11 protein-coding genes and 5 pseudogenes are annotated in these 17972 nt (G+C 65.9%); 2 read left to right on the top strand and 14 right to left on the bottom strand.

What is annotated here, in order from left to right; translation table 11 throughout:
- Window positions 1-39 precede the first annotated feature (39 nt).
- From OL239_RS17380 to OL239_RS17350, 6 genes and pseudogenes are all read right to left on the bottom strand, one after another.
- Complete coding sequence (locus OL239_RS17380) at window positions 40-486, bottom strand: MarR family winged helix-turn-helix transcriptional regulator (protein WP_268909944.1); 447 nt, start codon at window positions 484-486, stop codon at window positions 40-42.
- 61 nt (window positions 487-547) lie between these two features.
- Window positions 548-805 (bottom strand): hypothetical protein, encoded by a 258-nt coding sequence (locus tag OL239_RS17375; RefSeq protein ID WP_268909943.1) that lies wholly within the window; start codon window positions 803-805, stop codon window positions 548-550.
- Window positions 806-1019: 214 nt separating this feature from the next.
- Window positions 1020-4262 (bottom strand): annotated as a pseudogene (locus OL239_RS17365) (DEAD/DEAH box helicase).
- A gap of 240 nt (window positions 4263-4502) precedes the next feature.
- Window positions 4503-5072 (bottom strand): hypothetical protein, encoded by a 570-nt coding sequence (locus tag OL239_RS17360; RefSeq protein WP_268909942.1) that lies wholly within the window; start codon window positions 5070-5072, stop codon window positions 4503-4505.
- A 231-nt stretch (window positions 5073-5303) separates the two neighbouring features.
- Window positions 5304-6331: pseudogene (ppk2, locus tag OL239_RS17355) on the bottom strand (polyphosphate kinase 2).
- A gap of 87 nt (window positions 6332-6418) precedes the next feature.
- Window positions 6419-8395: a S8 family serine peptidase gene (locus tag OL239_RS17350; RefSeq protein ID WP_268911810.1), complete on the bottom strand. Its 1977-nt coding sequence runs from the start codon at window positions 8393-8395 to the stop codon at window positions 6419-6421.
- Between the two features lie 187 nt (window positions 8396-8582).
- On the opposite strand from OL239_RS17350, the pseudogene OL239_RS20340 reads away from it, so the two are divergent.
- Window positions 8583-9218: pseudogene (locus OL239_RS20340) on the top strand (HNH endonuclease family protein); the annotation flags it as partial.
- 311 nt (window positions 9219-9529) lie between these two features.
- Here OL239_RS20340 and OL239_RS17340 read toward each other — a convergent pair.
- The 8 genes and pseudogenes from OL239_RS17340 to OL239_RS17310 all read right to left on the bottom strand — a co-directional run bounded on the left by OL239_RS17340 (window position 9530) and on the right by OL239_RS17310 (window position 16786).
- Window positions 9530-10591, bottom strand: coding sequence for an amidase (locus OL239_RS17340; protein WP_268909941.1), 1062 nt, complete (start codon window positions 10589-10591; stop codon window positions 9530-9532).
- Between the two features lie 109 nt (window positions 10592-10700).
- Window positions 10701-10988, bottom strand: a pseudogene (locus OL239_RS17335) (amidase family protein); the annotation flags it as partial.
- On the bottom strand, window positions 10985-11839 hold the full coding sequence (locus OL239_RS17330; RefSeq protein WP_329609279.1) for a M20/M25/M40 family metallo-hydrolase: 855 nt from the start codon (window positions 11837-11839) through the stop codon (window positions 10985-10987). The pseudogene OL239_RS17335 and the gene OL239_RS17330, both read right to left, overlap by 4 nt.
- Before the next feature lie 40 nt (window positions 11840-11879).
- Complete coding sequence (locus OL239_RS19790; protein WP_329609278.1) at window positions 11880-12242, bottom strand: hypothetical protein; 363 nt, start codon at window positions 12240-12242, stop codon at window positions 11880-11882.
- 46 nt (window positions 12243-12288) lie between these two features.
- Entirely contained in the window at window positions 12289-13680 is a 1392-nt protein-coding gene (locus OL239_RS17325; protein WP_268909940.1) for an MFS transporter, read from the bottom strand.
- A gap of 352 nt (window positions 13681-14032) precedes the next feature.
- Window positions 14033-14611 carry a LysR substrate-binding domain-containing protein gene (locus tag OL239_RS17320; RefSeq protein ID WP_268911809.1) on the bottom strand — a complete coding sequence of 193 codons (579 nt, stop codon included), beginning with the start codon at window positions 14609-14611 and terminating at the stop codon, window positions 14033-14035.
- Window positions 14500-14886 carry a LysR family transcriptional regulator gene (locus OL239_RS17315; RefSeq protein ID WP_268911808.1) on the bottom strand — a complete coding sequence of 129 codons (387 nt, stop codon included), beginning with the start codon at window positions 14884-14886 and terminating at the stop codon, window positions 14500-14502. Before OL239_RS17315 ends, OL239_RS17320 begins: the two co-directional genes overlap by 112 nt.
- 95 nt (window positions 14887-14981) lie before the next feature.
- A pseudogene (locus OL239_RS17310) lies at window positions 14982-16786 on the bottom strand (glycoside hydrolase family 15 protein).
- A 183-nt stretch (window positions 16787-16969) separates the two neighbouring features.
- Here OL239_RS17310 and OL239_RS17305 point away from each other — a divergent pair.
- Window positions 16970-17971, top strand: a complete 1002-nt coding sequence (locus OL239_RS17305; RefSeq protein WP_268909939.1) for a TIGR03557 family F420-dependent LLM class oxidoreductase — start codon at window positions 16970-16972, stop codon at window positions 17969-17971.
- The last annotated feature ends 1 nt before the right edge of the window (window position 17972 follow it).

Genomic DNA, 17972 nt, shown 5'->3' with positions numbered 1-17972 from the left:
GAACTGCTCTCAGGTCTAAACGTCCAGACCGAAACGCTCTCAGGGTGAAACCGGTTTGTCCTGGGTCTCGTCCCATCCCAAATTGGTCGCCATGCGCTGCAGTACGGCTACGAGGGCGGTGTACTCATCGTCGGACACATTCTCGGTGAGCTGCTCGCGGATCCGCTCGACAGCCCCGCGGAGGTTCTCCAGGCTGCGGCGCCCTAAATCGGTGAGCTGGTACTCGCCCGCTTCCAGGGCGACCCAGCCGCTTTCCCGCAGTTCTTCGATCAGTTCCACCGAGGTGCCGGACTCAACAACCGGAAAGAAAGGCTTCAGTCCGTCAGTCAGCTGCTTTTCAGAAGCGGGGCCGTCAGTCAGCAGATTCATCATCTGCCACTGCCTTCGGGTAACGCCGTGTTCTTCAAAGCTGGCTCCAAACTGGTCATCTACCAGTTGGTCCACGAGTTTGAGCCAGAATCCAATGGGGCGTTCGTCAGTAGCCATCACCCCACTGTACAAATCAAACCGGCTTCAAGGAATGGCTCGTCAGGGCTTGAGGGGAACGCTAGAGCCGCGCCTGCATCCCGCAGCGCGGGCATGGCCCGGATCTGGCCAGATCCAGGCACACAATGCAGACCGGCAGCCGGCCGTCGTCCTCGCGCAGCGGACGGTTGGGCATGGTCTTTCCGCAGTACGGTGTGGGGCGCTGTGCATGGTGCATTGCCCGGCGCTTGCAGGGTGTGCAGAACACATGCACGAGATCGTCTTCATCCTTCGTGATCGCGTCATGTGGACGTACGAGGGTTGAATCCTGGGTGTACATAATCCTTCTCGTAGGTGACGCCGGAACCCGGGGAGGGCACAGTGTTGACCTTTTCCAGATTAGTAGCTCCGGCGGCAGCACCATGGGCGGAAGAACGCCGGTTATGCCCTGCAACAGCGCGAATTCTTAGGGCTCCGGCAGGGCGCTCCCGTGCCGAAATTCATACCCGCGCCGGGCTGCGGATTGCCCCTGCCGGTCAGCCAGCCCCTGCCGGTCAGTCCAGCAGGGCCCGGATGTCGTCGGCGGTCAGCGCGGAACTGAACACGGCGTCGTCGTCCATCACCGAAGTGAAAAGCTTGGCCTTCTGTTCCTTCAGGGCCATGACCTTCTCCTCGATGGTTCCGCGCGCCACCATCCGGTAAACCATGACGCTGCGGGTTTGCCCGATGCGGTGCGTGCGGTCCACTGCCTGTGACTCGGCGGCGGGATTCCACCAGGGGTCAAGCAGGAACACATAGTCGGCCTCGGTCAGGTTCAGGCCGAAACCGCCGGCCTTGAGGCTGATCAGGAACACCGGGGCCTGGCCGTCCTTGAAGGAGCCGATCACGGCGCCGCGGTCTTTGGTGGAACCGTCCAGGTAGGCATAGGGGATGCCGGCCGCGTCCAGCCGCTCGGCGGCCTTCTTCAGGAACGAAGTGAACTGGCTGAAGATCAGGGCCCGGTGCCCCTCGGCCGTGACGTCTTCAAGCTGCTCAAAGAGCGCATCCAGCTTGGCTGAGGGCACCCCGGCATAGTCGTCGTCCACCAGGGAAGCATCAAGGCTCAGCATCCGCAGCAGGGTCAGGGACCGGAACACGATCATCCGGTTTCGGTCCATGTCCTGGATCAGGCCCATCAGCTTTTGGCGTTCGCGCTGCAGATGTGTTTCGTAAATCTTGCGGTGCTTCGGGCTCAGCTCCACCTCCAGGACCTGTTCCTGCTTCTCCGGCAGGTCCTTGGCGACGGCTTCCTTGGTGCGGCGCATCAGCAGGGGACGGATCCGGCGGCGCATCCGGGCCAGCAGCTTGGCGTCTTCGCCGCGTTCGATGGGCCGCTGGTACTCCTCAATGAACTTCCGGGCCGAGGGAAACAGCCCGGCGCCACGATGGCAAACAGGCTCCACAGTTCCAGCAGGTTGTTTTCCATGGGGGTGCCGGTTATGGCCAGCTTGAACGGGGCCGGAAGATCCCGGGCGCACTGATGGGCCCGGGTGGTGCGGTTCTTCACGAACTGCGCCTCGTCCAGGATCAGCCCGTCCCAATCCAGGGCGCGGTATGCGGCAAAGTCCAGCCGGAACACCGCATACGAGGTGACCACGATATCGGCGTCCGCTGTCAACTCGGCCAGCGGCACCTTGGATTTGGCGGTGGTGTCAGGGATGGCGACGGTCCGCAGTCCGGGAGTGAAACGGGCCGCTTCCGAAAGCCAGTTGGGCACCACGGAGGTGGGGGCCACAACCAGGAACGGGCGGCGGGCTGCGGGGGCCCCATCGCCCCCGCCTACGCCGTTGCCCCCGCCGGGTGCCGCTGCAGGCTGGGCGGCGGCAGCTTCGCGGGCGTGGGCCAGCAGGGCCAGCGTCTGCAGCGTCTTGCCCAGTCCCATGTCGTCGGCCAGGATTCCGCCGAGCCCGTGCTGCCAGAGAAAGGCCAGCCAGTTGAACCCCTCGGCCTGATAGGGGCGAAGTTCGGCCTTGAGCCCCGCGGGCAGCGGAACCGGGTCCATGGACTCCAGTTCCAGCAACCCCGTCACCGAGGCCCGCCAAGCTGCGGCCTGTTCGGTCTCTTCGGCGAGTTCCTCCAGCTCCGACCACAGGCCGGCCTGATACCGGCTGATGGTCATTTCGCCGGTTTCCCACTCCTGCAGCCCTTCGGCCTCTTCCAGCAGCGCGTGCAACTGGGCGAATTCGGGGCGGTCCAAAGACAGGTAGGTGCGGTCCGGCAGCAGGATCTTGGTCTTGCCCAGGGACAGGGCCTTGAAAACGTCGGCAAAGGGCACCAGCCGTCCGTCCACGGTGATCATGATGCCGAGATCGAACCAGTCCCGCCGCTCAGTCTCCACGGTGGTGATGCGAAGCTCCGGAACGCTGGTCAGTTCGCGGTAGTCGGGACGCTCACCGATGACGTCCACCCGGACGCCGTCGACTTTTTCGATTTTGGGCAGCAGGTACTCGGTGAACTCCGCGGTGTCGATCCCGGAATAGGCGCGGCTGCGGGGCACCGATCCGAGGACCTTGCCGACGGCGGTGAGCAGGTCCGCCTCGGCGACCACGTCGCGGTAACCGGCCGCAGGATCCGCCCGGGTACCCAGCGCGATCCGCGTGATGTCCATGCCCTGCCGGTACTCCCATTCCCAGTCGAGGAAAAGTGCATCGTCGGGCTGGAAGGAGGCCGTAAGGACCAGCAGGGGCGGGGAAATCTCGGGAAACTCCACGGAGCTGTCGCTGCTGGTTACCGGCAGCACCTGGCGGAGCTTGGGGTAGAACTTTTCCAGGAAGACCGGGGTGTCCTCTTCCGGAATCATCACCGGCGCGCCCTTGAGCAGCAGGCCCTTGTCCTGATCGGTCAGCGGCCGGGCGGTGGGTGCCACGGTGATGACGTTTTCGGGGCTGCGGACATAGATGCCGTGTCCGGAGATTAGTCCGGCAGCGTCGGTGGGGAACGGCTGCCCGTCGATTTCCAGTACCGGCACCAAGTGGAGCGGAGCGGAAGCGCCCGGTTCTGCGGCCCGGACGTCGAGCGACAGTGCCGCCTGCCGGCCGATGTGGACGCTGATGTCCTTTTTGGTCCCGACAAACTCCACACCGATGCGGCGTGCATCCTCCAGCAGCTGCCACAGGAGCGGGTTTGCGAAGTCGTCCAGGTACAGCCAGGAATCGTTCTGGCCAAAATAGCTCACGCCGTTGGACCGGTGCAGCGCCGGGAACTGGGAGAACCAGCGGTGCTGCTCTGGATCCAGTTTCATTCCGTAGGTCTGGTAGGCGATGTTGCTCCAGGCCAGATTGTTTTTGACCCAGTTGCCCTTGGTATTGCGGACCACCGGGCGGACACCGAGCCGGAAGGACGTAGCCCGGTGCGCGCTGCGGGGAGCCGGGGCGCCCCAGCGCGAGGTCATCCCGGCGTCGGAGGTCCGCACCTCAAACTGCAGGGCCAGCGGGGTGGCGGCCGCGGGCGTCGTACCGGTCAGGGCGTCCAGATCGGCATCAATAAGGGTTTGCAGGGATTCCTGCCAAGCGGGTACGGCGGCCTGTCCCGCAGCGCCCGGGCGGATGAATTCCTGCCGCGACACCAAATGGTCGGTGTTGCTCTGGAGCGCGACGGCGGCAACATGCTTGCAGTCGAACCCCACCGGGCAGCTGCAATGGTTGTCCAGCAGCCGGTAATCACCCTGACGTTTTTCGCCCAGCTGCAGCATGATGCGGTAAGGCACCGAGGAGTGCCCGCGGACTTTGGCCCGGAGCACTTCGGCCTGCGGATCCCACTCCATCGCGTCCACGGCGCCGCCCTTGGCATACGTCTGGCCGCGCTGGAAGGCTGCACCGCCGACAACGCGGATGATGTCCGTGACGTCGATCAGAGGCGGGGAGGAAGGCATGTTTTTATCGTCTCACGCAGGTCCGACACTTCCGGGACCGGGTTCCCTGACGGTCCCGGACCCTCCGGGGCGGCGGTCAGTTCCTGCAAAGCGCCGCGATTCTCGCTAGCATCGTAGGCAACGCAGATCACAATGGCGTGGTCTGCGTCTCCTCCCGTGGACCTTCGGCGGCGTAGCAGGCCCACTCCGCGAGGGCAGCTTGGATCACTATGTACCGGTCGTCGAACGTATCGGCACGGTAGTCGTCGGAGAGATTGTGATTGCGGGCCACGCGGAAAGCCGCGGCGTAGTCGGCGGTGGGGGCGATCAGGAAGCTGCGGCCGGCGCCGCCGCGGACGACTGACCAGCGGGTGTCCGGAGCGGCCGCCGCGGCGGCGGCGGTGTCGTAGTAGTCCACGGCCAGGCCGAAGTGTCCGTCCCACTCCACTCCGTCCAGCGACACTTCATCGGGTTCCTGCTGATCAACCGCGGCAGGTTGCCAGTCCACCACGCTTCGCTCATCGTTGAGGACCAGCGTGAGGCGCGGACGGGCCGGAAGATTGGAGCTGACCGGCACGGCGAGGGCGAGGGCACGGGGCCGCATGTTGTCCGGCTCGGTGCGAAACGCTCCGGCGGCAGTGTGCAGGATGTAGGTCGTTGCGCCGTGCTCCGAAGGCTCGCCATAGTCAATGCGGTGCAGGGTGGTGGTGAGGTTCAAGGGCTCCTAACTTTCATACGGATCCCCGGCGAAGACCGGTGATTCGCCGGGCAGCTCAATGGCAGGGAAAGGCCCGCAGCAGAACGGACCGCCGGAAGTTCCAATGGTGCACGCTGCTGTCTCTTCTCTTAATTTTACCGGTGCTGGTGCGTGGACTAACAGAAGTCGTTGATCACACCGGGATGCGGCCCGCCGCCGGAGCAACTTCCGGATTGGCCCAGTCCGGGCGGGTCAGCCCTTCGGCTTCACGACCGGGAACCGGCCCCTGGGTGCTTCGTCTTCCTCGAAGTGGCTTGCGGCCGGTCCCACAATCAACGGGTCCGGTGCGTGGGCCACCGAGGTGTCCTTATTGGGGTAATCCACCGAGTGCAGGACCTGGCGCATGGCTTCAAGCCGGGCACGTTTCTTGTCGTTGGACTTCACCACGGTCCACGGAGCGTCACCGGTATCCGTGTAAAAGAACATGGCTTCCTTGGCCTCGGTGTAGTCATCCCATTTGTCCAGGCTCGCCAGGTCGGTGGGGGAGAGCTTCCACTGTTTCACCGGATCCGTGTCCCGGGCAGCGAACCGGGCCGCCTGCTCGGCCCGTCCCACTGAGAACCACAGCTTAGTGAGCCGTACTCCCGAGTTCACCAGCATCCGTTCCAGTTCGGGCACTTCGCGCATGAATTCCAGGTACTGGGCCGGAGTGCAGTATCCCATCACGCGTTCCACCCCTGCCCGGTTGTACCAGGAGCGGTCCATCATGACGATTTCTCCCCCGCTGGGAAGTTTGGCCACGTAACGCTGAAAGTACCACTGGGTGCGCTCGCTGTCGGTCGGTTTTTCCAGGGCCACGATTCGGCGCCGCGGGGGTTGAGGTGTTCGTTGAAGCGCTTGATGGCACCGCCCTTGCCGGCGGCGTCGCGGCCTTCGAAAATGATCAGCATCTTCTGTTCGGTTTCCTTGACCCAGAGCTGCATTTTGAGGAGCTCAATCTGGAGGGCGCGCTTCTGCTTTTCGTAGCTGCGCCGGGAAAGCTTGGTGTCGTAGGGGTAGTTGTGCCGCCAGGCGTCGTCGCCGGCCTTTTCCTTGATTTTCCTGGACTTGACCTTCAGCTCGTGCAGCTCATCCAGTTCGTTCGTGAAATTCGGAGAGACGGTAATTTGCTTGGACTCTCCGGGCTGCGGTGCCGCACCGTTTTGGTCCGGTGCGGCCGGATCGGCGGTACGGGCCGCCGGTTTCTTATCGGCGGTCACGGTGGACTTGTTCGTAGCCATTGCATCTCCCTGCGCGGACGGTAATTAACGAATCTACGGCCCTGCCGCGGAGCTGGGAAGAGGTTCCTGCCGCCGGGCGCAGGCCGGCTACTGCCCAAACCTGCTGTCGAACCGGTGCATGAAAGCTGCCATCGCGTCACGGGCCACCGGGGTGACGGGGCGGTATGTGCCGTCATCCCATCCCGTGGTGATGCCCGATGAGACCAGCCAGGACATTTCCTTATAGAACTGGGCACCGGGCGCAACATCCGAAAATACCGGCTTTTGGGGAGCCGCGTAGGCCGGAGACTCCGCGTACCGGTACATGAAGGCAGCCATGGCGTCGCGGTTGACCGGCGTCGTCGGCCGGTAGGTGTATGTTCCGTTAGCCTCCCGCCAGCCGGTGGAGATGCCCCGGCTGTTGAGCCAGGTTATTTCCGTATAGAACTGACTGGTGGTGGATACATCCGCAAAGGGGGACTTCTGCGGAGGATTGAAGGGAGGGCTGCCTTCCATCCGGTAGATGAAAGCCGCCATCGCGTCGCGGTTCACCGCTTGGAACGGCCGGTACGTTACGGTTCCGTTGGCTTCGGCCCAGCCCGTGGATATCCCTTCGGCGGCCATCCAGAGGATCTCGTCATGGAATGCAAGGCCGAACGGCACATCGGCAAAAGGCGGCACAGCCGCGGTCAGGGCGGCTCCGGCATCCAGGAGGCCCGGCCCGCAGTAGGGGGCGCAGATCCCCGGAAGCGGACGGGCGGTTTTCTTCAGGAGAAATTCAACCTGGGCCGGACTGAGGGCCGGGTCCGCGGCGAGGAGCAGGGCTGCGGTGCCGGCCACGTGCGGAGCTGCCATTGAGGTCCCCTGATAGTAGCCGTAGCTCTCCGCCGCGGGCTGGGAAGTTCCGCTGTTGAGGGTGGACATGATCCCGCCTGCCGCATCACCGTAAGTGCTGCCGCCCGGCGCCATGATGTCCACCAGGGAACCGAAGTTCGAATACCGTGCCCTGGACCCGTCCCGGTCGCCCGCACCGACCACAACCACATTGGAGCAGTTGGCCGGCTGGGTCCGGTGGGCGGAGATGGCATCGTTGCCGGCTGCAGCAACGACGACGGCGCCGCGCCCGACGGCGTAGTCCACCGCCTGCTGCATGGAGGGTGAGCAGGTGCTCACCCCGCCCAGGCTCAGGTTGATCACCCGGGCCGGCGTCGGATTGACCGGTATGCCCGGCACTGTACCTCCGGCGGCCCAAACGATCCCGTCGGAGATGTCCGACATGTAACCGCCGCAGGTTCCCATGGCGCGGACGGGAAGGATCAGGGCGTCCGGCGCTACACCGCTGATCCCGGTGCCGTTGCCGGTGCTGGCGGCGACGATGCCCGCGACGTGCGTGCCGTGCCAGGTGGAAGCGGCGCCGACAGTCCTGCCGCAGGATCCGGCGTCGTACCAGTCGCCCTCGTCCCGGGGATTGGCGTCGCGGCCGTCCCCGTCGGCCGCCATTTCGGCGTCGGACATCACGTCGTAGCCCGGCAGGACCTTGCCGTTGAGGTCCGTGTGGGCGGTAATGCCGGTGTCGACCACGGCCACCACCTGGCGCTCGCCGATGCCGGTATTCCATGCGGCAGCCACGTTTGCTCCGCCGCCGGCCGCTCGCAGATTCCACTGCGCGGGATACAGCGGGTCGTTGGGATCGGCTGCGGACGGGAGCAGCAGGACGTCGGGCTCAACATACTCAACGGTCGGATCGGCGGCGAGGGTGTCGACGACGGCGGCCGTGTCCGCTGCGCTGAGATCCTTGTCCACCGTCACCACCAGTGAACCCGCAGCGGTTTCGTGCAGCTCGGTAACCGAGGCGTCCAGGGCGCCCGTGGCCTGGGCATAGGATTCAGCCCGGTCCGTTCCCGGGGCCGCTGTGTCCGCAAACTTCACGATGAAGCGATGGGCCGTGGCGGGGGCCGGCTCAACCGCACCGGGCTCCGGCGCCGGGTCGGCGGCAGCGGGTGCCGGGACCGCCAGCAGAGTGCCGCCGAGCGCGAGGGCTGCTGCCGCAGCCACAGCGGGGAAGGGAATTCGGAGACAAAGCATCTTCGCCAAGGTGTTCCTGTTCAACGGAGATCGGCCGGCATAATATGCTGCCGGCGTGAAAGGCGGGTACCGCACGGCGGATGCCGCGCATGCTGACTCTATCCCGGGCGTTCTTCGATGGAATTCCCTGCCGTCCCGGCGGCCCGGACAACGCAGCCCGGAAAACGATACCGCTTCATCGACCATAATGAATAGCGATGAATTCTCTGCGCACCAAGTTTCTGTCCCTGTTAGCCCTGCCCGCCATTCTTTTCGGTTCCGCGGCCTGCACCCCCTCGCGGATGTGGGTGCTGAGGCCGGTCACGGGGCCAGCGCCAACGCAGCGCCAAGCACCGCGGCGGTCCAGCCGGCAGCAGCGGGAACCGCCGCGGAGCAGCTGGAAACTCTTCCCATCAAGGGCCGGGCGCCCAAGACGGGCTATGACCGGGAGCAGTTCGGGCCGTCGTGGGCCGACGTCGACCGCAATGGCTGCGATACCCGCAACGACATTCTGGCCCGCGACCTCACCAACATCGTGTACAAGGACGGAACGAAGGAATGCGTGGTGGCATCAGGCACCTTCGCGGATCCCTACACCGGTGCGGTGATTCAGTTCGTGCGCGGAAACGACACCAGCACGGCAGTCCAGATCGACCACATCGTGGCTCTTTCGGATGCCTGGCAGAAGGGTGCGCAGCAGCTTTCCGCTGAGGAGCGCCGCCGGTTCGCCAACGATCCGCTGAACCTGATGGCTGCCGACGGGCCGGCCAACGGCGCCAAATCAGATTCCGACGCCGCCACCTGGCTGCCGCCGAACAAGGCCTTCCGCTGCGAATACGTCGCCCGCCAGATCGCGGTCAAGGCCGAGTACCGGCTCTGGATGACACAGGCCGAACATGACGCATCCGCCGGAGTGCTCGCTTCCTGCCCGGACCAGCCGGTTCCGGCCGGCGGCCCGGCAGCCAGCACCGCCCCCGGACCGGCAGCGGACCCGGCAGCCAGCCCGGAAGCGAACCAGGCGGCGCCGGAGGCGGTGCCTGTCTACGCCAACTGCGCCGCGGTCAAGGCAGCCGGCGCCGCCCCATCCGGCCCGGCGACGCGGGCTGGGATCCGAAATTCGACGGCGACGGCGACGGCGTGGGCTGCACCTCCTAGCTACCCGGCGGCGCGAACCGGCAGCAGGTCCGGTGTCCGGTCCGCCCAGGGCCGGAGTGCTTCGACGGCGGCACCGACGGTAAACACGGTGGCGTCATCGAACGGATGGCCCACAATCTGCAACCCGGTGGGGATGCCGCAGTCCGCCATTCCGCTGGGCACGGCGAGCACCGGGCAGCGGTTGGCGATGTTGAACGGCGCCGTCATATGCCCCTGCCAGTAGTGCTCAAGCTGTACGCCGCCGGTCTCGAGGCCGTCCAGATAGGTTCCGTCAGCGGCCAGCCCGGCCACGGCGGACACCGGACAGAGGATGGCGTCGTACCCTGCCATGGCTTCGGCGAGCTGGGCCTGGATCCGCGCCTCCGCCTGCAGCCCGTCCAGGTAGCTGTTGGCCGCGGCGGCCCGGCGCGCATCGGCCATGAACTGCCGGGTGTAGTCCGCCACCGTTCCGGGGGACGCCGCCGTCGCCTGCTCCATGGTGGGACCGAGGATATAGCCGAAGTGCGTGAACATGGTTTGGCTGATTTTCCGGCTGGTCCACGGAAGTTCAATCTCCTCCACCACGGCCCCGGCAGCGCGCAGCACCTCGGCGACGGCGCGGGTGTTGGCTTCCACGTCGGCGGCCACCGGGTAGTCGCCCAGCCTCATGCACAGCGCGATCCTCAGTCCGGCAACGGACTCGGCGGCCAGCGCTCCCTGGGGTGCGCCAGGGACGGCAAGGCCGGGCCAATGATCCAGCGACGCGTGGTCCCCGGGGTGCCTTCCGGCCATCACATTCGTGAGCAGGGCCGCATCGGCGACCGTCCGGGCCATCGGACCGTCGCCGCGGTAATGGTCGGCGGCCAGCGGTGCCAGGCCGGGAATCCGTCCGTACGGGGCTTTGTAGCCGACGGTTCCGGTGAAGGACGCCGGCAGCCGGGTGGACCCGGCGATATCGGACGCTGTGGCCAGCGGCGCCAGTCCGGCGGCCAGGGCGGCGCCCGATCCGCCGGAGGATCCGCCCGGCGAGTACTTCGGATTCCACGGATTCCGGGTGACGCCCCACAGGGGACTGTGGGTCACCGTGGCGCAGCTGAACTCCGGGGTGGTGGTGCGCAGATGGATGATCTCCGCCGGCGGCCCGGATGCGTTCGATGACGGGGTGGTCCGTTTCGGCGCGGTTCTGCCGGTGTGCGACCAGGCCCTGGGACAGGGTGCGCCCCGCGAGGCCGTGTTTTTCCTTGGCGGCGACGGGCAGGCCCAGCAGCGGCGGCAGCCGGGATCCACGCGCGTACTGATCCGCGGCCGCCGCTGCTTCCTGCCGGGCTTCCTCAAAGAGGGCCTCAGCCACGGCATTGACCACGGGGTTCACGGCCGCTGTCCGCGCGATCAGGGCGTCCAGGAGCTCCACCGGGGAGAGCTCCCGGGACCTGAACAGTCCCAGGGCACCGGCGGCGTCAAGGTAGTGCAGTTCGGTCATGCCTGCGGGTCCCTTGCCGCAGCGTCCGCCAGCGCTCCGTGCACCATCTGCCGGGCCACCGCGGTCAGCATCTCCACGCCCGCCACCATGTCCTCGTCGGTGCTGAATTCACGTTCGCAGTGGGAGACGCCGTCCACGCTGGGAATGAACAGCATGACCGAGGGTGCGACAGTGTTCATGGCGACGGAATCATGGCCCGCCATGGTCTGGATCAGCCGGGAGGAAAGCCCCAGGTCGGCGGCCGTTTTGCGGGCCAGTTCCAAACCCGCTTCGGGGAACCGGCGGATCGGGCGGATATCAAAATCCCTGACGTTGACCTTAATGTCGTGTTCACGGGCGAGCGCGTCAATGTCCCGCAGGAGCTTCGCGCGGGCGGCGTCGACGATCCCCGGGTCGGCGGACCGGAGATCGGCGACCAAATGCACCCGGCGGGCCACGACAATCGGCGAGTTGGGTTCGAGCGTCAGCTGCCCCACGGAGGAAACGAGCGCTTCCTCGGCGAAGTCCTCCGTGACGTCGTGGACCATGAGGATGATCTTGGAGGCGGCCACCAGTGCATCATGCCGGTCCGCCATGGCCGTGGCGCCGGTGTGGGACTGCTCGCCAAGCACCTCGATATCGAGCTTCTGGGTGTGCCAGCTGCTGTCCACCAAGCCGATCGCGAGCCCTTCGCGTTCCAGGATCCGGCCCTGCTCGATGTGGATTTCCGCGTATCCGGCAGCCTCCGGCCCTTCGGCCGTGCCCAGGTAGCCGATGGACTCCAGGGCCTGGCTCACGGTGGTGCCCTGCAGGTCGCGCACCTCCAGCATCCGGTCGCGGGGCAGCAGGCCCGCGTACACCGAACTGCCCATGATGCTGGGGGAAAGCGGCCGCCTTCTTCGTTGAACCAGTTCACGACGGCGAGGTTGAAGCGGGGGCCGCTGCGCCGTCGGCCACTTCCCCGGCGATCCGGCGGGCCGCGTGCAGCGCCGCGATCACGCCGTACGCGCCGTCAAAACGTCCGCCCAGCGGCTGGCTGTCCAGGTGCGAACCGATCAGCACGTAGGGAGCCCCCGGCGTCCACTCGATGAGTGCGAACATATTGCCGATGCCGTCGACGCGGAGCTCCCACCCCTCATCCTTCACCCAGGCGGTGAACCACTCGCGGGTTTGGGCATCCTCCGGCGTGGCCGCCTGGCGGTCGACCCCGTTGTTGGCTGTGGCGCCGATGGTGGCGACGAAATGGAAGTCCTCGAGGAACGATGCTGAAGTCATGGTCTGTCCTTTGGTAAGTGGAAGCTGGATGGTATCGGCGGCGTTCCTAGCCCATGCGGCCGCGGGTTTCCGGAACTTTGGTGAAGAGGACAAGGAGCAGGACGACGACGGCGGCCGCGGCCATGTAGAAGCCCGGGGCGTGTGCCACGCCGGTGCCGCCCACGAGGGCCGTGCCGATGAACGGCGCGGTTCCGCCGAAGAGGGCGTACGCGCCGTTGTAGCTGATTGCCGCCGAGGTGAAGCGGGTGCGGGTCGTGAAGATTTCAACGAAGAAGGTGTAGCAGCCGCCGCCGTACAGGCACAGGGCCACTACGAAGAGCGACTGGCCCAGCAGCGCCAGGGGAATGTTCCCGCTGGTGACCAGCATGAAGCTGGGGACCGAGAGTACTGCCAGGGCCGCGGAGCCGACAATCAGCATGGGACGGCGCCCCACCCGGTCCCCGATCCGTCCGCCCACAGGCAGCAGGATGGCGTACAAGGCCAGTGCCGAGGCGTTGACCATCAGGGACTGCTCCCGGCTGAGGCCGCCGGAGGTCTGGACGTAGGACACAAAGTAGGCGGAGAGGAAGTAGAAGCCCATTGCGGTGAGCCCCATGACGAAAATGACCTGGACCATCCGCAGCTTGTTTTCCCGCAGTGCTTCGCGGATCGGGCTGAATTCCTTGGGCTGCTCGGCCTGGGCGTCGGTGAAGGCCTGGCTTTCCTCGGTCTTGGCGCGGATCCAGACGCCGAACAGGGCCAGCGGAAGGGCGAGCAGGAAGGGCAGCCGCCAACCCCACGCGGTGAAGGTTTCCTCGGACATCGAGGAGCTGAGGATCAGGATCAGGGTGCCGGCAACCACCGACGGCAGGGCCGTGGCGGCGATGGTGATGTTGATCCAGAAACCGCGGCGGTTCACCGGTGCGTGTTCGAACACGAAGGAGGGGGCGCCAACGGATTCACCGCCGGCGGAAAAGCCCTGGATGAGGCGGCACAACACCAGCAGCGCGGGCGCCCAGGCGCCGATCTGCGCGTAGGTGGGCAGCAGTCCCATCAGGGCGGTCGCTCCGCCGATGGCGATGAGGGTGATGGTCAGGACCCGGCGCCGTCCGATGCGGTCGCCCAGCGCCCCGAAGAAAATGCCGCCGACCGGACGGATGATGAACGCCACGCCGAAGGTGGCGAAAGTGGCCAGCATGGCGGCAACCGGGCTGCTGCCGGGGAAGAACAGCTGGGAAAACGTCACTGCGGTGAGCCCGTACAAGGTGAAGTCGTAGAACTCGATGAACTGTCCCACGCTGCCGCCGGCCAGCACCCGCTTTTGCATCTTGCTGGCGGCCTTGGTCCCGGTCGGTCTGCCGTTGCCCTGCTTCAGCGCCGTGGAGCCAGGGGCTCCCGGGCGCGTAGCCGTGGTGCTTTCGGGGGTCTGCGCCCCGTCTGTGGTGTGATGTCCGCTCATGGGTTCCACGCTAGGGCGGCGGTGTTTCCACTGATGGGACTTGTATTACGGCTGAGGGAAAAGAATCGGGGCATTATTGCGGCCGTGTTGCCGGAGCGGCGGGCCCGGGTCAAGGGGCCGAAACCTTGCATGTCGTGCGGAATCACTGGAACTCCTTCGGAATCGCTGCGGCGGGTCCCGGCGGCGGGCGTCACGTCCGCCACACAGCGCGGGGCCGGTGGACCGGGGCCCCTCCGCGCCCGGCCACCCTGACGGATTCACTATCTGTGAGCCCGCTCACAGTTGTCCAATTGATTGTTTAGGGAGTTCCCATCGATTTAAGTGATGAGCAGTGGATGGAAGTCCCGCCTGGCTAGGGGCGTCCGGCTCCATAGAGCCGAAGGCACGTTTCCTCGAAGGCAAGGACCCGGCGGGTTGGCTGCACCGCCTCCGGCCGGACGAGCATCACTTCGATCGGCGGGAAATCATCGATGAGGTTCAACACCACCACCTTGCCGCCGGAATAGGTCAGGTCACTGTGCAGCCGCTGGTTCAGCACGGCATAACCGTGGCCCTTCGCCACGAACGACCGTACGGTTTCGTAGCCCGTGAAGCGGTGGCGGACGTTGGGAGCCACCCCGGCCAGCGCGTAAAGCCGCTCATAGTATTCACGGCTGTGCGGCAGATCCAGCACGATGGACGGTTCGCCCGCCAGGTCCCGCAGGGCAACGGTCCGGTCGGGACCGGCAGCGGCCGGATGGCCGGCGTGTACCAGGACGTGCGGGGGCACCCGCTCCAGCACGGAGCGGACGAATCCTTCGCCTAGGCCGAGATCATAAGTCAGGGCGACGTCGCACCGTCCCTCGGCCAGCGCGGTCTGCAGGCCGGCGAGGTCGGTTTCCAGAATGGAGACTGCAACGCCGGGATGCCGCGCTTCGAACGTCTGGAGAATGGCCGGAAGCCGAAAGGGGCCAGCGGGGTGAACACGCCCACGGTCAGTCCGCCCGTCAGGTTCCGGTCCAGTCCGCGGGCCGATTCGTAGACGGAGTCGGCGTGCTCAAGCAGGGCTTTGGCGTCCTGGGCAAGCTGCCGCCCGGAGGCAGTGAGCCGGAGTCCGCGGGTCCGCAGCCGCACGAAAAGCTGGGTGTTCAGGCTGGCCTCAAGCTGCGCCATCGCCGAGGACAGGGCCGACTGGGTCACCAGCAGGCGTTCGGCTGCGGCCGTCATGTTTTCCAGCTCCGCCACCACCGCAAAATAGCGCAGCTGGGTCAGGGTAAAAGGCTTGGCCATTCCCGGAAATCCGTTCCGTGGGAGGTGAGGGGTCAGCCGCCGCGTGCGTCATTGAACGTGAGCGCAGCGGTGACGAGGGCAAGGTGGAGAGTCCCTGCGGAAAGTTCCCCAGGAAGGCATGGTCCTCCTCCGCGATCATCTCGGTGTACAGGCCCACGTCGTTGGCCAGCGGCACCAGCTGGTCCATGAGCTCCGCCGCTTCCTCCCGGCGGCCGACCAGGGCCAGCGCCGACACCAGCCAGAACGCGCAGGCCACAAACGTCCCCTCCTCCTTCTCGGCGCCGCTGTACCGGTAGAGCAGCGGACCGCGGCCGAGCTCTGTGCGCAGCGCGTCGAGAGTGGAACTCATCCGTTCACCGCGGTCGAAGCCGCTGATGGCATGCAGCAGGATGGAGGCATCCAGCTTGTCCGAGCCCGGATACCAGACGTAGCTGCCGCGTTCCTCGGACCAGCAGTTCTCCCGGACCCAGTCCGCGATGCGTTCCTTTTCGGCCCGCCAGCGCTCGGCGGGGCCGGGGATCTGTCCCAAGTCGGCGAGATGCGAGGCACAGCTCAGCGCATGCCAGCAGCCCAGCTTGGACGTGGTGTAGTGGCGCTCCTCGTACAGTTCCCACATCCCGGCGTCGCGCTTTTGCCAGGTGTCGCACGCCAGGTCGGCCAGGTCCGCCAGCAGGCGCTCGGTGCCGGTGTCCAGCACATGTCCGGCGTCCACGTAGAGCTGGACAATGTTGAACAGGTCGCCGAAAACCCCCATCTGCAGCTGCCGGGCGGCGCTGTTCCCACGTACTACGGGGCCGATTCCGCGCCACCCGGGCAGGTCCAGCTCCTCGGCGTCCATGGCCCGGTCCCCGTTGAGGGCAGTGAACACCTGCAGGTCCGATCCCTGGCTGCTGATGTTCTTCAGCATGCCTGCGACGGCGGCATGTACCTCTTCGCGCAGTCCGAACCGGATCAGTGCGTGGAGGGTGTACGCGGTGTCGCGGACCCAGGCGTAGCGGTAATCCCAGTTCTTGCCGCCGGCCAGGCTCTCGGGCAGGGATGTCGTGGCAGCGGCGGCCACGGCTCCGGAGGGGCTGTGGATCAGCAGCTTCAGGGCCAGCGCGCTGCGCTCCACCGCGTCGCACCAGGGCCCGTCGTAGGAGAATTCCCGCATCCACTGCTGCCAGTTGCCAATGGTGCGGTCGACGCCGGCATCCACGGTTTCGGGATCCGGCAGGGGCAGCGGTTCGTTGTGGGTGGAGATGACCGCCACCAGGTGCCTGGAGCCGGCGGAAGCAGTGAAGGCGCCGGAGATGCTGGAGTCAGTGACCCGTTCGCTGCCGTGATTGAGGCCGCGCACCCCGATGGTTGTTTGCTGGGCATGGAGCACCGGACCGTGGGCGCTGTGTTCCACCCAGGGAGATGCGGTGCCGAAGCAGTTTCCCGGGGTTACGGCCCACCGCATCTGCACGGTGCCCTCCAGCCCTTCGATCCGGCGGGCCAGCTCGCCCCAGGGCAGCCGGCCGGCAACACCGGTATTGAGGGAATCAGTCACCCGCACCGTGCCGGAGGCGGTGCTGAACATTGTGGTTAGAACGTTGGTGCCGTCAACGTAGGCCCGCTCCACCGTGAACTCATCCACGGGCCGCAGCTCAATCCGCCCGCCGTGCTCATGGTCCAGCAGGGCGGCGAAGGACGGGACGGAATCCAAATCCGGAGTGGGATACCAGTCCACCGACCCGTCCCGGGCCACGAGGGCCACCGTGCGTCCGTCCCCAATTGCCGCATAGGAACGCAGCGGTGCGTAGCCGTTCAGGCGTGCGTCGGAGGCGTTCTGCTGGGGGGTGTCCGCTGGCATGGGTGACCTTCCGTCGACAACAGGTTCGGTCCCACCATCGTAGAACCCGGCGTCATGCTTAGGCTCAGCTCCCCGCCGCCCCTAGGATGGGCCTACGGTCTCCGGCGAGCCGGAACTGTGCTGCTTATTCCATTGGAAACATTTGTTTCCAATGTCGAAATGTCCGGCTGTCAGGATTGGTTTATGACTTCTTTAACAATTGGCTACGCCGCAATGCTTGAGCAATTCCATCCCACAGAAGCGGTGGCGCTCGCAGAATACGCCGAAAGTATGGGTTTTTCCGGAGTTATGGCAGCGGACCATTTCCAGCCGTGGGTTCCGGCGCAGGGCCAGTCGGCATTTGTCTGGAATGTGCTGTCGGCGCTGGGCGAGCGGACAAAGGGCGATATTGGTCCCGGTGTTACAGCTCCCACGTTCCGGTGGCACCCGGCAATGGTTGCCCAGGCGTCGGCAACCCTGGCGGCAATGTACCCGGGCCGGCACTGGCTGGGGCTCGGATCCGGTGAGGCTTTGAATGAACACATTACGGCGCAGTACTGGCCCGAGGCGCCGGAGCGGATCAACCGGATGTTCGAAGCCATCGAAATCATCACCAAACTCTTCACCAACTCCCTCGCGGGCAAGGACGTGCGGCACAAGGGCGAGTACTACAAGATGGAATCCACCCGGCTGTGGACCATGCCGGAGGCAGCGCCCGAGATTCTGGTAGCCACCGCCGGGCCGGTCACGGCGAAGCGGGCGGGCCGGCATGCCGACGGGCTCATCACGGTGGGCGCGCCGCTGGAAAAGATTGGCATGCTCTTTGACCGGTTCGACGCCGGAGCACGGGAAGCCGGCAAGGATCCGGACAGCATGCCGAAGGTCCTGCAGCTGCACATGAGCTGGGCGGAGACGGACGAGGAAGCGCTGACCAACGCCATGGTGGAATGGCCCAACGGCGGCATGAAGTTCCCCAAGGGAGACATCCGCTCGCCGTTCGAACTGGAGCAGATGGCCAAGCTGGTCCGTCCGGAGGACTTCGAAGGGCGGCTGGTGATTTCCAGCGACCCGGACGTCCACCGCGCCTATATCCAGAAGTTCGTCGATCTCGGTTTTGACCGTATCTACCTGCATAACGTGGGCCGGAACCAGCGTGAGTGGATCGACGTCTTCTCGCGCAGCGTGCTCCCGGCACTCAAGCGCTGAC

Origin of the sequence: Arthrobacter sp. ATA002 (assembly GCF_026898095.1) — a bacterium.
Classification (GTDB): Bacteria; Actinomycetota; Actinomycetes; order Actinomycetales; family Micrococcaceae; genus Arthrobacter_B.
This window is presented reverse-complemented; position numbering and strand designations above follow the sequence as displayed.

Excerpts from the sequence above, each read along its gene's own strand:
- OL239_RS17325 (WP_268909940.1), bottom strand. The coding sequence starts at position 13,680 with ATGAGCGGACATCACACCACAGACGGGGCGCAGACCCCCGAAAGCACC.
- OL239_RS19790 (WP_329609278.1), bottom strand. The coding sequence starts at position 12,242 with ATGACTTCAGCATCGTTCCTCGAGGACTTCCATTTCGTCGCCACCATC.
- OL239_RS17315 (WP_268911808.1), bottom strand. The coding sequence starts at position 14,886 with ATGACGGCCGCAGCCGAACGCCTGCTGGTGACCCAGTCGGCCCTGTCC.
- OL239_RS17375 (WP_268909943.1), bottom strand. The coding sequence starts at position 805 with ATGTACACCCAGGATTCAACCCTCGTACGTCCACATGACGCGATCACG.
- OL239_RS17305 (WP_268909939.1), top strand. The coding sequence starts at position 16,970 with ATGACTTCTTTAACAATTGGCTACGCCGCAATGCTTGAGCAATTCCAT.
- OL239_RS17380 (WP_268909944.1), bottom strand. The coding sequence starts at position 486 with ATGGCTACTGACGAACGCCCCATTGGATTCTGGCTCAAACTCGTGGAC.
- OL239_RS17350 (WP_268911810.1), bottom strand. The coding sequence starts at position 8,395 with ATGCTTTGTCTCCGAATTCCCTTCCCCGCTGTGGCTGCGGCAGCAGCC.
- OL239_RS17330 (WP_329609279.1), bottom strand. The coding sequence starts at position 11,839 with ATGGGCAGTTCGGTGTACGCGGGCCTGCTGCCCCGCGACCGGATGCTG.